Annotated in this window: 14 protein-coding genes and 1 pseudogene; 7 read left to right on the forward strand and 8 right to left on the reverse strand. The window is 70.3% G+C overall.

Annotation, left to right across the window (positions count from 1 at the left end):
- Window positions 1-86 precede the first annotated feature (86 nt).
- The gene (locus tag WMF42_RS37215) at window positions 87-1,286 is read left to right on the forward strand and encodes a formylglycine-generating enzyme family protein (RefSeq protein WP_437687889.1); all 1,200 of its coding nucleotides are present in this window, start codon (window positions 87-89) and stop codon (window positions 1,284-1,286) included.
- A 166-nt stretch (window positions 1,287-1,452) separates the two neighbouring features.
- On the opposite strand, the gene WMF42_RS37220 is transcribed toward WMF42_RS37215, so the two are convergent.
- Together WMF42_RS37220 and WMF42_RS37225 are read right to left on the reverse strand one after the other, a co-directional pair.
- Complete coding sequence (locus WMF42_RS37220; protein WP_437687891.1) at window positions 1,453-2,217, reverse strand: CAP domain-containing protein; 765 nt, start codon at window positions 2,215-2,217, stop codon at window positions 1,453-1,455.
- Window positions 2,218-2,941: 724 nt separating this feature from the next.
- A complete protein-coding gene (locus WMF42_RS37225) occupies window positions 2,942-3,427 on the reverse strand; it encodes a DUF4267 domain-containing protein (RefSeq protein WP_437687893.1) in 486 nt (161 codons plus the stop codon).
- A gap of 121 nt (window positions 3,428-3,548) precedes the next feature.
- Between WMF42_RS37225 and WMF42_RS37230 the strand changes: the two genes are divergently transcribed.
- Window positions 3,549-4,502 (forward strand): cupin domain-containing protein, encoded by a 954-nt coding sequence (locus WMF42_RS37230; RefSeq protein WP_437687895.1) that lies wholly within the window; start codon window positions 3,549-3,551, stop codon window positions 4,500-4,502.
- A gap of 135 nt (window positions 4,503-4,637) precedes the next feature.
- On the opposite strand, the gene WMF42_RS37235 is transcribed toward WMF42_RS37230, so the two are convergent.
- A complete protein-coding gene (locus WMF42_RS37235; RefSeq protein ID WP_437687896.1) occupies window positions 4,638-6,062 on the reverse strand; it encodes a hypothetical protein in 1,425 nt (474 codons plus the stop codon).
- A gap of 708 nt (window positions 6,063-6,770) precedes the next feature.
- Here WMF42_RS37235 and WMF42_RS37240 point away from each other — a divergent pair.
- Both WMF42_RS37240 and WMF42_RS37245 read left to right on the forward strand, forming a co-directional pair.
- A complete protein-coding gene (locus WMF42_RS37240; protein ID WP_437687897.1) occupies window positions 6,771-7,379 on the forward strand; it encodes a hypothetical protein in 609 nt (202 codons plus the stop codon).
- A 47-nt stretch (window positions 7,380-7,426) separates the two neighbouring features.
- Window positions 7,427-7,618 carry a hypothetical protein gene (locus tag WMF42_RS37245; RefSeq protein WP_061609060.1) on the forward strand — a complete coding sequence of 64 codons (192 nt, stop codon included), beginning with the start codon at window positions 7,427-7,429 and terminating at the stop codon, window positions 7,616-7,618.
- 207 nt (window positions 7,619-7,825) lie between these two features.
- On the opposite strand, the gene WMF42_RS37250 is transcribed toward WMF42_RS37245, so the two are convergent.
- A complete protein-coding gene (locus tag WMF42_RS37250; protein ID WP_437687899.1) occupies window positions 7,826-8,323 on the reverse strand; it encodes a hypothetical protein in 498 nt (165 codons plus the stop codon).
- A 243-nt stretch (window positions 8,324-8,566) separates the two neighbouring features.
- Here WMF42_RS37250 and WMF42_RS37255 point away from each other — a divergent pair, with 243 nt between their 5' ends.
- Window positions 8,567-8,737: a hypothetical protein gene (locus WMF42_RS37255; protein WP_434043372.1), complete on the forward strand. Its 171-nt coding sequence runs from the start codon at window positions 8,567-8,569 to the stop codon at window positions 8,735-8,737.
- 33 nt (window positions 8,738-8,770) lie between these two features.
- Here the strand turns inward: WMF42_RS37255 and WMF42_RS37260 are convergent, their stop codons facing one another.
- The 3 genes and pseudogenes from WMF42_RS37260 to WMF42_RS37270 form a co-directional block, all read right to left on the reverse strand.
- Entirely contained in the window at window positions 8,771-9,700 is a 930-nt protein-coding gene (locus tag WMF42_RS37260) for a hypothetical protein (RefSeq protein WP_437687902.1), read from the reverse strand.
- Between the two features lie 136 nt (window positions 9,701-9,836).
- A pseudogene (locus WMF42_RS37265) lies at window positions 9,837-10,046 on the reverse strand (PD-(D/E)XK nuclease family protein); the annotation flags it as partial.
- Between the two features lie 29 nt (window positions 10,047-10,075).
- The gene (locus tag WMF42_RS37270) at window positions 10,076-10,489 is read right to left on the reverse strand and encodes an Imm10 family immunity protein (RefSeq protein WP_437687904.1); all 414 of its coding nucleotides are present in this window, start codon (window positions 10,487-10,489) and stop codon (window positions 10,076-10,078) included.
- Window positions 10,490-10,539: 50 nt separating this feature from the next.
- Here WMF42_RS37270 and WMF42_RS37275 point away from each other — a divergent pair, with 50 nt between their 5' ends.
- Window positions 10,540-10,947 carry a tyrosine-type recombinase/integrase gene (locus WMF42_RS37275; protein ID WP_437687906.1) on the forward strand — a complete coding sequence of 136 codons (408 nt, stop codon included), beginning with the start codon at window positions 10,540-10,542 and terminating at the stop codon, window positions 10,945-10,947.
- A 595-nt stretch (window positions 10,948-11,542) separates the two neighbouring features.
- Here the strand turns inward: WMF42_RS37275 and WMF42_RS37280 are convergent.
- A complete protein-coding gene (locus tag WMF42_RS37280; RefSeq protein ID WP_437687908.1) occupies window positions 11,543-12,460 on the reverse strand; it encodes a hypothetical protein in 918 nt (305 codons plus the stop codon).
- A gap of 672 nt (window positions 12,461-13,132) precedes the next feature.
- Between WMF42_RS37280 and WMF42_RS37285 the strand changes: the two genes are divergently transcribed.
- Window positions 13,133-13,789, forward strand: a complete 657-nt coding sequence (locus tag WMF42_RS37285) for an ATP-grasp domain-containing protein (RefSeq protein ID WP_061607913.1) — start codon at window positions 13,133-13,135, stop codon at window positions 13,787-13,789.
- The last annotated feature ends 114 nt before the right edge of the window (window positions 13,790-13,903 follow it).

The raw sequence follows: 13,903 nt of genomic DNA on the forward strand, positions 1-13,903 counted from the left end.
CGGGAGATCCTGTCTTCTGTCCGGCGAAGGAAGGTTGCACCGACAATAGCGCAACGACGGAGCGGCCGGAAGGGAGACAGCGGACCATGATGGACAAGCGCCGTGGACAAGGCACGTGGGTCGGGGTCATCGTCGCGGTCGTCCTCGCCGGGTGTTGCGCAGCCGGCTGCGGCGCCGATCCGGAACACGACCCTCCCGGCAAGGGGGGCAGCGGCGGGGCGGGCGGCGGCGGCGGGGCCGGCGGGGACGCGACGGGCGGCGGCGGTGGGGCGGGCGGGGCCGATACCGGTGGCGGCGGGGCCGATACCGGCGGCGGCGGGGCCGATACCGGCGGCGGCGGGGCCGGCGGGGATGCGACGGGCGGCGGTGGGACCGGGGCGGGCGGTGAGGGCGCCGGGGCGTCGGCTGGGCCTCCGAGCTGCGGCTCAGGCGCGCTGGCGAGCGAGGTGCTGTGCGGTTCCGAGAGCGTCAGCTGCTGTGACAGCAGGCTTGTTCCGGGCGGCACGTTCCAGCAGACGACGGTGAGCAGCTTTCTCCTGGACACGTACGAGGTGACGGTGGGGCGATTCCGCGCGTTCGTCGACGCCGGAGGAGGGACGCGGGCGAGCGCACCCGAGGACGGGGCGGGGGAGCACCCGAAGATCCCGGGCAGCGGCTGGTCTGACGAGTGGAACACCTGGCACGACTGGTTCGCGGAGGACACCGCGGCGCTCAAGGCTGCGCTCCACTGCCGTTCGGAGTACGAGCGGCCGACGTGGACCGATGAGGTCGGGCCCAACGAGGACCTGCCCATCAACTGCGTCACGTGGCTCGAAGCCTTCGCGTTCTGCGTGTGGGACGGGGGGCGCCTCCCCACAACGGCGGAGCTGAACTACGCGGCAGCCGGCGGCGACGAGGAGCGGGAATACCCGTGGGGCCAGGGGCTCGACCCGAGCCACGCGAGCTACGCCTGCACGGGCGATGGGAGCCCTGCGGGCGAGTGCGCGCTCGGCGACATCCTCCCTGTCGGCTCGAAGCCGGCGGGAGCAGCGCGGTGGGGACAGCAGGATCTCAGCGGAAACATGATGGAGTTCACGCGGGACTGGTCGGGCCAGCTCCCGGTTCCATGCGTCGACTGTGCCATTCTGAAGCAGTCCGTGGGCGGCGCGTACCTCTTGACCCACGGCGGGAGCTATCTGCAGGGCGAGGAGAATCAGCATGCGACAACGAGCGGTATTTATCGAAGCCCAGGTCGCGCAGACGATCTCGGGTTCCGGTGCGCCAGGACCCCGCCATCTGCGGAGTGAGAGAGCGGATGGGAAACCTCGACACTGTCACGAGCGAGGACGCCTCGGGCACGTGCCGTATCTACGAGCAGCAGTGTGACGCGGGCGGCGCGGGCGTCCGTGCTCGGCGTCGCCCTGCGTCGTCGGTCCCCCGCCGCGCTGACGAGCTGAGGGGAACGAGAATCCTCTACTCGCAGTCGACGAACACGACGTCGTAGGCGATGGTCGCCGCGATTCCCGAGACGTTCACGGAGTAGGTCTGGCCGGCCTCGGGGTCCCAACCGTTCGGCACGATGCGGATGGCGTTCGTGGAGCCGTAGCCCCCCTCGAGCGGCTCCACGTCGACGGCCAGAGGGGCTCCGCCGCTCGTGATCGTGACCTCGGCGTCCTCGAGCTCGATGTCCTCGCTCTGGATCGACCAGCCAGTGTCGCTGAGTGAGCTCCAGCGGTCGCCATACGCCTGCATCGGGAACGCCCCGGGCGGAGGCCAGGCCGTCCACGCCTTCCCCGCGCGCCCCGTCCCTCCGATGTTCTGCATGCAGGAGGCGCCGTTCTTCCCGGTGGAGCCGAGGCCGATCGGGCCGAGGTCGTTCGAAAGGATGATGCGCCGGTGGCCGAAGGTCGACTCGTTCCCGGGGTCGATCAGATAGCCCAGCACGCTCGCGACGCCGGGGCCACTCGATATGTTGCTTGTCCTCGCGCCGTCCGCGCCTGTCTTCGAGTAGCACTTCCAGCTCTCCGGCGGCTCGTGCGAGAGCGAATTGTTCGCGTCCATCATGAGCGCGCAGGCCTGGGCCTGAGCGTCGCGGGCGGGCTCGGTCACGACCGGGGGCAAGTCCGCCAGCCAGCGGTACAGGTTGAAGAGCCGGAGCGCATTCGCTCGACCGTCGGCAGAGATGTCTCCCGGGTCGCACGCGGGATCCAGCGAGCCGCTCCACGTGCCTTCGCTCATGTCGGCGGTGTCGGCGTTGAAGCGCGCGCAGGTGCCTTCCGGCGAGCGATCGCCCGCCTCGGGCTCCGCCCCTCCCGAGCCCCCCGATGCAGTGCCTGCCGATCCGCCGCCCCCTGCTCCTGTGCCGACGGCTGACGAACCTCCCGTGGAGACGCCCCCAGCTCCCCCGGCGCTCGCGGCGCCCGAGCCTGGATCCGCACCGCCGCTGCTCGCGGCCGCTCCCCCCGCTCCGCCCGATCCGCCGGCTGGCGGCGAGCCGCCCGACGAACCTGGCGTGCCAGGATCGGCATCTTCGCCGCTGCAGGCCGCGGCGGCCGCGACGAGGAGCGCCGTCGATGCGACGAGTCGAAAGCGAAAGAAAGCCTTGTTCATGGTGGGGAAAGGAAATCCAAACGTCTCGGAGACGTCAAGCGTCAACTGGCGCGGGGGACCAGGTGATGGTGATGCGGAGCAGCAGCAGGGGGCCCACGCTCACCTCATGGCGACCTGGCCCTGCGGCGCTCCCGGGGCATCAAGCCGCCGCAGCGAATTCTACCGAGCTGCGCCGACGTCCCTCTCCCCCCGACGACCGGCCACTGGGCGGTAGAAGGCGCGTTCGACGTCCTGGCCTCCGGTGAAGATCCGATTCATCAGACGTCAACCTCGGAGCTTCACCCCCCGATCCAGCGTTGCCCTGAAGCGGTCGGCGAGCCCCCGCGCGGCGTCGGACAGGGCGCTCTGCGGCTCAGGCCCGGTGCAGCCCATCGCCATGATCGGGCGCGACGAGGTAGCCGGACTCCGGCGAGGCGTCGCGACGGCATCGCAGCCCGGACCGCCAGAGCAGCGCCGGGGCGAGCGCGAGACAGAAGAGCGCGGCGCTGCCGTGGACCCCGAGGAACACGGCGGGGGATGCGCCGTGGCTCCACGTGGTCAGCGCGTCGACGACGGGCATCACGGTGCAGACGAGCACGAAGACGCCCGCCGCGCGCCGCTGCCGGGTCGCGACGAGGCCGAAGAGGGCCAGCGCGATGCCGAGATCTCGCCCGGACTTGATGCCCAGCCAAGGGACGGCGTCGGCGCTGGAGATGGGCAGGCCGAAGCCCTGCGCGGCGCTCAGCGGGTCCATCGCGCCGCGGACGCTGAGGAAGAGCATGAAGGATCCCAGCAGCAGCGTCAGAAGGGCCGTGGGAGAGGTGAACTTCCAGGGCAAGTCGTCTCGGTGCGATTCCATGGTGCCTCCGTGCGCGTTCGACCGCGCTTCACGGCGAGGATCATGGTGACGGCCGCCGCCGAGGGCCATTCGCGGGCGGCTCAATGCTTTGCCCGAAGCGCTCACCGTCCGGGGTCGCCGGATGGATCGCTGCTATCCTGTGGGCGTGGACGTCTCCGGCGCATCCGATCTCCTCGGGCAGATCCTCGAACGCACCGGGCTGCGCGGGCAGCTCTACTGCCGCACGGTGGCGCGCGCTCCGTGGGGCCTCCGCTTCCCGACGACGACGGTGGCGACCCTGCACCTCGTCACCTCGGGCACCTGTCACCTTGTGCACGGGCGCGAGGTTGTCGCCCTGGGTCCCGGGGATGTCGTGCTGCTGCCTCGCGGCGATGGGCACGCGATGGCGGACTCGCCGCGCAGCCCGAAGGTGCCGCTCGAACAATGGCTCGCGGAGCGCGGTGACGGGCCCGCGCGCGAGCTGGGCGGCAGGGGCGCCGAGACGCGGGTGCTCTGTGGCTGCTTCGCGTTCGACGAGCCCGGCGCTCACCCGGTGCTGCGCCTGCTGCCGGCGCGGGTGCACCTCCGTGGCGCCTCCCAGGCCGCGCGCGCCCTGTCGCCCACGGTGTCGCTGCTGGAGCGGGAGCACGAGCGCGGCGAGCGGGGGGCCTCGGTTGTCGTCTCGCGGCTGCTCGACGTCCTGCTGGTGCAGGTGCTCCGCGCCTGGGCGGACGCGCAACCGCCGGGCGGTGCGGGGTGGCTGGGCGCGCTCGGCGACAGGACGCTGGCCAGCGCGCTCGCGTGGATGCACGCCGAGCCCGAGCGGGACTGGAGCGTGAGCGAGCTGGCGCGCCGCTCCGGGACGTCGCGGGCGACGCTCGCGCGTCGGTTCGCGGCCGAGGTGGGCATCGCGCCGCACGCGTACCTCACACGCCTGCGGATGCAGGAGGCGGCCGTGCGGCTCCGCGAGAGCGACGACGGGCTCGCGTCGATCGCCGCGCGCGTCGGGTACGACTCCGAATTTGCCTTCAATCGCGCGTTCCGCCGCGCCATGGGCGTGCCTCCCGGGCAGTACCGGCGACAGGCCCGCTCCTGAGGGCCGCTCCGGCGCGAGCGCCCTCGGCCACCTTCGCCAGGCGCCCACGACCGGCACCCGACGCGACGGGCGTCGGGAAGGCGGCTGGGGCGTCCACCCGACCCGTCCACCGCGAGGCGGTGAGCGCGCCTCCAGCTAGAACGAACAGTGCGGCGGGCGGACTTCCGTGCTGCTGTCCACCACGAAGCCTCGGGCAGATCGCCTGATGACGAGGTAGGTGGGCGTGCTGCTCATGTGCTCGGCGAGCGCCGGCGGCGCCCTCCTCTGCGCGGTCCACAGCCACGCGGGAGCGTGCGGCGGCGCGGCGCAGCCGGACACGTCGGCGAGGTCGATGCGCTCCGCGGCGCGAGCGCGCTGCAGGCGAAGGTGCTGCGCTCTCAGCCCGGGCGAGCCGCTCGCCGCGGACCTGGCTTCGCTCCAGGGCTTCTCGAGCCAGGCGTCGACGAACGACTCGAGGTCGCTCGGCACATCGGCCACCGGGCACGGCGAGGCGTCGAGCACCGCGCTCACGCGGGCGGGCTGCCCGCGGGGCTGCCGCACGACGACGAAGGCCTCTCGGCTCCACGCCCCCGGTGGGTCGTGCTCCGCGTGGAGCTCGAGCCCGAAGACCCACGCGCGCTCCCCGGCGCGGGGCTCGCACGCGCGGACGGCGCCGTACTGCCAGCGGACCCGCTCGGCGTCGAGCGCTCGCAGCAGCGCTGTCGCCTGCGTCCCTGCGAGCTCGGTCGGCATCTCCAGCCTGTCCCGATACGCCGGCACGCCGAGCCAGCGCTCGACGAGCTCGTAGGGCGCGGCGCTGCCGTCGTTGCTCTTCAACCACCGCTCGCACAGCCGCTCGCGCTCGCGGTCCGCCGCGGGCGATTCGCCTGGAAGGCCGTCGCGACAGCGGACGAATCGGCCCACGTCGTAGGCCGACGTCGAGGCGTTGTACCTGCCGTCGTGCTCGATCACCATGCGCCCGCCGAAGCTGTCCACGGGATGGATCCGCCAGAAGGCGAGACGTAGATCCGAGAAGCCGTGTGTCCTCGTCGGGAGCGGGCGCAGCAGCGCAGGCACGTCGGCCACGACCCGCAGGCAGCGCGGGTACGCTTCGTTCACGAGCAGCCGCGTACCGGGGTTCGTGAAACCCATCTGGTACTCGACACGGAGCTCGCGGTGGCCGTCGGCGTTCAGGTCCAGATCGGTGTCGACCGTGAACGGGAATTGACCGTCCCAGTCGTGGATACCGCGGGTCGCGAGGTCCTTCGGGCAGGAGCTATCGGCCAGGTCGCTGATCCTGTACGCGAATCCATCGATGCCTGGGGCCACGCCTGACTCGGTGTACTGCGCCGAGCGGACCCGACCCCGCAGGGCGTACCTGCCCGGCGCGAGGTCCACCGACAGCGCCGGGCCGCACGCCAGCATGTCCCCCGGGCCGGCACCGGACATCGCCTGCACGCCGATCAGCGCGCGCGTCGTCGCCAGCTCCGGCGACGGGAACGGCCCCGTGCTGGCCCACAGCCGCACGGGCTTCGGCACCTCGATCACCCAGAGCGGCGGACTCGCAGCGTCCGCGGCCATGGTCTCGCAGCCGAGCTCGGCTTCCGTGCGCGCCGGTGTGAGCGGCTCGGGGCGCACGGCGTACTCGCCAAGCCGCCATGCAAGCGAGGGGACCGCAGCCGCGCCGCGAGGCGGCGTGACAGCCACGGCCGCATCGAGGGGCGGCGCTCTCCCTGCCCCAGGCACAGCCGCGCCCGGAGCGGCGACGTCCGCCGGCCCGGGCGCTCTGGCTTCACGTGGGCTCTGCGAAGCTGCGTTCGTCGCCGGCCCGCACGCGCACAGGCTGAGCCCAGCAACGACCAGCTGCCGGCCCAGACGCGGGCCGAACACCCCCGGAGCTGGACTCCCTCGCAAGCGCTCGCCGCCGTTCATGCTGCGGCGCGCGTCGGCAATCGGCGTGCCGTGCGCCGCATCCCGTCGGCGCCGTCTCTTTCATGATCCGCGCACCCGGACCGTCGCCGTCGGGACACAGCGACCGTGGGCGTGGAGACGCGCTCGGCGTCGACAGGGGCCGTGGGACAGGCTCCACGACCTGCCGCGCGCCTGGCCGGCGGCCACCCGTCATCGTGAGGCCGAACGGTCGTCCACCATCCACCGTGGGGCCCCGGCGCGTCGAGCAGAGCACCTGCGACACTTCCCCACGAAGCGTGAAGGGCCGAGATCGGACAGCCGCACTGCACATCTCGACGGGCGATTGACGCGGGAGGGAACCGTGCCGACCATGCAGGGATGCCCTTACCTCATCGATGTTTCGCGCTCGTCGCCCTGCCCGCCGCGACTGCCGTGCTGAGCGCGGGGTGCAGCTTCCCCGACGCCGTCTTCACCGAGCCGGCGAGCTCGGGTGGTGGTGGTGGCGCGGGCGGCGCCGCGTCGTCCGACGCGGCGGGCGGCGGCGGGGGCGCGGCGGCCTCCGGCGGCGGCGGGAGCGGCGGGGCGAGCTCGACGTCGGGCGGCGGCGCGAGCAGCGAGGTGACCTCGGGCTCGGGCGGGAGCGGCGGCGGGATCGTCGACTGCGACGCGGACGGGGACGGCTATCCGTCGATCGCGTGCGACGGCGGCACCGATTGCGACGACGACCATGCGCAGGTCCACCCCGACCAGCCCAACACGTTCCATGACACGCCCATCCGCCCCGGAGGCGGCTTCGATTATGACTGCAGCGGTCATGAGGACCCGCAGATCCCCGCGGTCCGCTGCGAGACCGGCGGGCCGTGCCAGGACGCGTCCAATGTGTACCTGGTGGAGGTTGCGTGCGGTGAGCCAGGCCCGGTCGGCAGCTGCAACCTCCTCTGCCAGCAACGCATCACGTACAGCGGGCTCAAGCGGGCCTGTCATTGAGGTGACCAGCGGACCAACGACCTTGGCACCGCGATGCTCGGAGCCGCTTGACGAAGAAGGAGGCTCTCGCGCGCGGTCTGGCGCTGGAGCTCGCGCCGCCGTCCGCGGCATGGCAGGCTCCGGAGTGGGCCGGTGGATCCCGCCACCGATCGGAGGACGACATGATCCGCCCGGCGTGGCAGCGCACCCTTGGCCTATACGCCGAGCGACTCGGCGTGAGCGTCGACGAAATCCTCTAGAGCGACAAACGGGTTGAAACCCCGAGAAAACGAACCACAGAGGCACAGAGGGCACAGAGGAAGAGAAAAGAAAGATAATTTATTTTCCCTTCTTCCTCTGTGCCCTCTGTGCCTCTGTGGTTCAAATCTCTTCATTCCTGGGTATTTCAAGCTGATCGGCGCTCTAGCCAGTCAGGCCGCCTCCGGGCCTCTTTCTGCACGGGGGCGTCACGAGCGACGTTGCGCGGTCGGCGACCATTCGAGCCGGAGCTCCGGATACTCATGCCCAGAGGGGTCGCGCTCCAGCTGCGCGGCTTTGCTGAACTCGACATCTCGTGCGCCATCGACGTAGAGCAGCCGAAACGGGCAGCAGCTGCCGTCCACAAAGGCGACGCAGAAGGTCGTGAACGGATTCGTCAGACCCGCGGGGCCAAGGATGAACGCTTCAAGCGCCGCACGATCGGCGAAGCCCCGGACAGAGGACGCTGGCACATGGGCCTCGTGATCGACGACGATGAAGCGATCGTTCAGCTCGAGCTCCGTGGAAAACGGCGGCTGAAGAATGCCGGCCGTCATCTCGATCCTGGAGAGCGTCTCCAGGAACTCGCCGCCGTCGAACGCCCAGGGATCCGCGACAGCGCATGCGGTCAGGGCGTCAGCCAGCTGAATCAGGTCCATAGAAGCGCGCAGGAAGCGGTCACGCAGGTCGGCCTGACGGCTGCGCATGAGCCGCAGCTCAGAAAATAGCACCGCAGCGCGCCGGGTGGCAAGACAGCCGGGCGCCATATGACTGCTGGGCCTTCGACGCGCCACGGCGCCCAGCGGCGATGCCCTGTTCCGAGAACCGAGCCGCCGGCTTCATGCGCTTGTCAGCCAGGACAGCGATGGCGACCGCTGGAGCCCGATACGCCACGCAGACACAACTCCTTGCTTGGATTGCGTGTCGATTGCAATCAGAAGCTCACGTTCATGAACGACCAGCGCGACCTCGAGCGAGGCAGGAAGCTCATGATGCGCCGCAACCTCCACGGATGTTCCGTCGCACGTGCACACATAGACATCCTGTCCATCGGCAAGACCAAGTTGCCAGCCGCGCCCGCGCAACGTCCCGCCGATCGCCAGCCGGCAAAGACCGTTTGATTCATCGCCCTGTCGGGCCGCATCCGTCCATGGTCAGGAGAGCACTTCGGTGGCCGTCTTCGCGCCGAGGACGTTCTCGATCCAGCGGTCGAGGGTCGCGACGTCCGTGCATGCCTGGATGCGCGCGCTCTCGTTCTCGGTGAGCCCGATCCCTGCGCGCGCGAGCAGCCGCAGCAGCGTGTCCCTCTTGCCCTCGATCCTGCCCTCTCGCATGCCCTCGAGCCGGCCCTCACGCATGCCCTTGAGCTCGCCCTCGCGGATGCCGCGATCGATGAGCTTCTGCACGAACGGGGGAAAGGTCGCCTCGCCTTCGATCTGCCGTTCCATGACCAATGCCTCCAGAGCCTGCCTCATCGGTTCACGCAACCCGTTCCAGATGAGCTGAAAGTAAACCATGGCGTGCGCCTGGTCGAGCCGGCCGAGGCCGGCGAGCGCCGCCTGGACCACCGTCAGCCCGCTCGGCCCGTTGCCGTGCGCCACCGCCGACAGCACCGCGAGCTCCGTCTCCTTCTCCGCGTCGGCCGGGTCGGTGATCTCGGGGACCACCGCCGGACCGAGCACCAGCGGCTCGACGTTGCCGCGGCCCAGGCCGAGGTCGATGTTCTCCGCGGCCCAGGCAGCCACGCCCGCGTCCGGCGCGACAACGAGGACGATCGCGCCACAGCGCTTCCTGGCGCGCACGACCGCGACGTACGTCGGCCATGAGAACTTCTTGTCCGGGTCCACGTCGCGCTGCACCTCGAGGACGATCGCCAGCACCAGCGCTTCGCGCTCGTCTCGAAGCTCGAGCACCAGATCGGCGCGGAACTCCACTGGCATGAGCTGGTCGAGCGACGACTCGACAACCGCGACCGCCGCGTGCGGCGGCACGTCGACGTGGAGGAGCGTCGCGAGCAAGCGGGGCGCGAGCTCCGGGCGTTCGCGGAACATCTCGACGAGGGCGTTGTGCTCGAGCATCGGCATGACGCTCGGCCTCGAGCACGCCCCATGCCGGCACGAAACGCCGGGAAAATGCGAGCAGAGCTCCAGCGCAGGGGGTGGCGGCGCCATGGCGGACGAGGCGGCCACAGCTCCCCCCATGGCACCCGGCGTATTCGCGATACGCGTGGCTCTGCCCCTCATGGTCGCGGGCGTCGATCTTGTTCTCGATGACGACCACCAGTCGCTTCTCGGGCACCGGCACGGAGATCACCAGGTCTGGATAGATGAACCGCGGCTTTGGATCGATCCGCCACTCCGGGTCGCTCTCGACCGTCGCCTCGTCGATCGAGGCTGCCGGCACCTCGATCTCGGCGCCGCCTCCCCTCACGACTCCGGGAGCGCATACGCAATGATTCGTTAGCCGGCGCCCTCTTCACGCCGGAGGACCTTCGGTCGGTTCCGATCGTGCTCGAAGATCTTCAGCAGTCCGTCCCAGAGCCGGGCGATCACCTCGTCGGCCAGGTCGAGAGTGACGTTGACCTCCTGGTCGACACCGAGCTCATTGGCAGCGGCGGCGGAGAGCGTCAGTTCGAGAATGCTCCCTCGAAGCCGGCACGCCTCGATCCTAGAGTAGGTCGTGGCGCCCGTGTGAGTCGAGATGGAGTACGTGTCCTGCCCCAGCTCTCGGTCCTGGTCATCGAACGGGTCGAGCCGACGTTGAACCTCAATCCGCTCACCCTCGCCATCGGTCGACGATGCGAGCACGACCACGTAGGCGTCCATCTCCGGGACGGCGAGCGCTTCACCGGCCCGTGCGTTGAGTGTGGTCATCCGGGTCCCCGCTCCAACGCGCGACGAGCTGCAAGGTCCAGCGCGACGCCGTGGCCCGACGGCACAAGAAGGAGCTCGCGGCTGGCCACGGCGAGGTCGACCTGCCCCACGCTCTGCGAGCGAAGATGCCAAGAGCAGCCACGAGCCTCGCCTGGCAGTATCTCTCCCTCGCCTCTCGCCCTTGCACCGATCCTGCGACGGGTCGACAGGACCTCTACCACCTGCACGAATCGGCGGTGCAATGGGCCGTGCACGATGCCGGACGGGCGGCAAGGCTCACCAGGCGCGCGACATGCCAACCCCTCCGCCGCAGCTCCGCGACCCACCTGCTCGAGGCGAGCACCGACATCCAGACGATTCAGACATGGCTCGGTCAAAAGGATGTGCGGACCACCGTGGCCTACACCCACATCGTCGACCGCGGGCCTCTCGGCGTGATCAATCCTCTCGACCGCTGATGGGCGCTGTCGCGTGGAGCGTCTTGAACTCCAATCCCGCCCCCCCGTACCGCCCTCACGCATCGTGGAAAGATAGCGTATCCGAAGGCTGCCCCAACTTGTCAAGGAGACCGGGGAGACCGGCGCAGGACCGTCCGGGCGCTACACTGGACGAAGGCCGACGACGCTCCGCGACAGGTTCGACCCGGCCTGCGGCGGCGACCGCCACGGCGACGTCTCCGCGCTCGCCCCGGCCGAGCTCGACGAGCTCGTGGCGTACCTCGAGTCGCTCTGACGCCACCGAAGAAGCTCCGCCGCTCACGGCGGCGATGGCGGCCCGGGGCGCGGCGGCGACTCGATCGGTATCGCCCACCTCGACGAGGACCGGCTCACCGTCGAGGGCGTCACCTCCAGGCTGGGGCCGCCAGGCAAGGGCGGCATCGGCTGAGACGACCAGGGCGAGATGATCGCGGGCGAGGACGGCGTCGCCGTGGCGATGCGCCGGTTTCCTGGATCGCTGGCGTGGAGCTCGCCCGCGCCCGCGCAACGTCCCGCCGATCGCCAGCCGGCAAAGACCGTTTGATTCATCGCCCTGTCGGGCCGCGTCCGTCCATGGTCAGGAGAGCACTTCGGTGGCCGTCTTCGCGCCGAGGACGTTCTCGATCCAGCGGTCGAGGGTCGCGACGTCCGTGCATGCCTGGATGCGCGCGCTCTCGTTCTCGGTGAGCACGATCCCTGCACGCGCGAGCAGCCGCAGCAGCGTGTCCCTCTTGCCCTCTCGCATGCCCTCTCGCATCCCCTTGAGCTCGCCCTCACGGATGCCCTCGAGCTTGCCGCGATCGATGAGCTTCTGCACGAACGGGGGAAACGTCGCCTCGCCTTCGATCTGCCGTTCCATGACCAATGCCTCCAGAGCCTGCCTCATCGGCTCACGCAACCCGTTCCAGATGAGCTGAAAGTAGACCATCGCGTGCTCCTGGTCGAGCCGGCCGAGGCTGGCGAGCGCCGCCTGGACCACCGTCAGCCCGCTCGGCCCGTTGCCGTGCGCCACCGCCGACAGCACCGCGAGCTCCGTCTCCTTCTCCGCGTCGGCCGGGTCGGTGATCTCGGGAACGACGGTTGGACCGAGCACCAGCGGCTCGACGTTGCCGCGGCTCAGGCCGAGGTCGATGTTCTCCGCGGCCCAGGCAGCCACACCGGCGTCCGGCGCGACAACGAGGACGATCGTGCCACAGCGCTTCCTGGCGCGCACGACCGCGACGTACGCCGGCCACGAGTACTTCTTGTCCGGGTCCACGTCGCGCTGCACCTCGATGACGATCGCCAGCACGAGCGCGTCGATCTCGTCTCGAAGCTCGAGCACCAGATCGGCGCGGAACTCCACCGGGATGAGCTGGTCGAGCGACGACTCGACAACCGCGACCGAGGCGTGCGGCGGCACCTCGACGTGGAAGAGCGTCGCGAGCAAGCGGGGCGCGAGCTCCGGGCGTTCGCGGAACATCTCGACGAGGGCGTTGTGCTCGAGCGTCGGCATGACGCTCGGCCTCGAGCACGCCCCATGCCGGCACGAAACGCCGGGGAAATGCGAGCAGAGCTCCAGCTCAGGGGGTGGCGGCGCCATGGCGGACGCAGGCGGCCAGCGACGCCGGCCGCCACGGCGACGTCTCCGCGCTCGCCCCGGCCGAGCTCGACGAGCTCGTGGCGTACCTCGAGTCGCTCTGACGCCACGGAATACGCTCTGCCGCTCACGGCCAGGGATCGCGCCGTGAGGGGCAAGCGTACGTTACCCGGCGACGCCCTCATCAAGACGCTGTCACCGAGGGCGCCGAGTCCTCCTGAGCCGGGAAAACGTGCGATGCTTGACCCGTGTCCCGCGTCGCTCTCATCTCCGACCTCGACCGTGCCTTCGATGCCCAGGCCGACCCCCGCAACGTGGCCATGATCCGGCGTCGCCATGCGTTCTGGGCCCAGCTCGCCCGCCTTCATGGCTGGGACCTCGCGGTCTGCGATGTGGCCTTGCTCGACGCGCCGCAGGGGGTCCGCGGCAGTGTGTCCTGGGTCGATCTGCCGATGCTCCCTCACTCCGCCTACAAAACCGTCGTCGCTCGGGCGGTTGCTGCCGGCGCCACGTGCGTGCTCGACCTCCCCGACAATGTGGAGCGGGTCCTCGGGCTCGATCAATTCTACTCGGTGCTCACGAACGCTGGTGTCCCACTCGTCGGCCAAGTCCGCCAACCCCGAGCTCTACTACGGCAGCAACCAAGCGGACGTCGAGGCCACGGTCTTCGAGGTGATCCGCCGCCTGCGTGTCGCTCTCGATGTCGGCGGCCTCGCATTGCGCGAGCACCTCGACCTTGAGCGCATCGAGCTCGCCACCGCGCCCGGCGACCGCAACCCCATCCGGGTGCCCTTCGAAGTGCGGCTGACGGTGTTGGACGGCCGTCTCCTCATGGCCAGCTACCACGGCCCCTTCGAGGCCCTCACCGACGACGTGCGCCGGCCCCTCTCCGATGAACTCACTGCGAGGAGCGAGGTGGTGCAGAGGGCGGTTCGCGCCCTTCTCCCAGCTCTTCTCACGGCTGACCTCCCGGCGAACTACGTGGCTGACGTGGCCTTCGTTCGAGACGGCCAGCCAGTGGTCCTCGAGCTCAACCCGCTCTATGCAGCGGGTTACAACGTGCCCTCCGCGCACGCCCTGCTTGTCGCTGCGCTCGGCGCCGACCTTGCCCACCGTGCCGGGTACGCAGAGTCGCCGTGGACGGAGATCCTCGACAGCGCTGCGACGCTTGCCGGCGAACGTGTGGAGCAAAGCCCGGCGGTATGGCTGCTCCGCGAGCCGGTGGACTGTTCGATAAGTTCTTGAACATTTTCACGGGCGCCCGGGGGGTGGCGGCCATCTACGTCTTCTTGTTGCCGGCGGGCGAGTTCGAGCGCTACGGCGCGCCGGCGCTGCTGCCCGGCTGAGGGCGGGCAGGGC

Origin of the sequence: Sorangium sp. So ce176 (assembly GCF_051519835.1) — a bacterium.
GTDB classification, from domain to species: domain Bacteria; phylum Myxococcota_A; class Polyangia; order Polyangiales; family Polyangiaceae; genus Sorangium; species Sorangium cellulosum_G.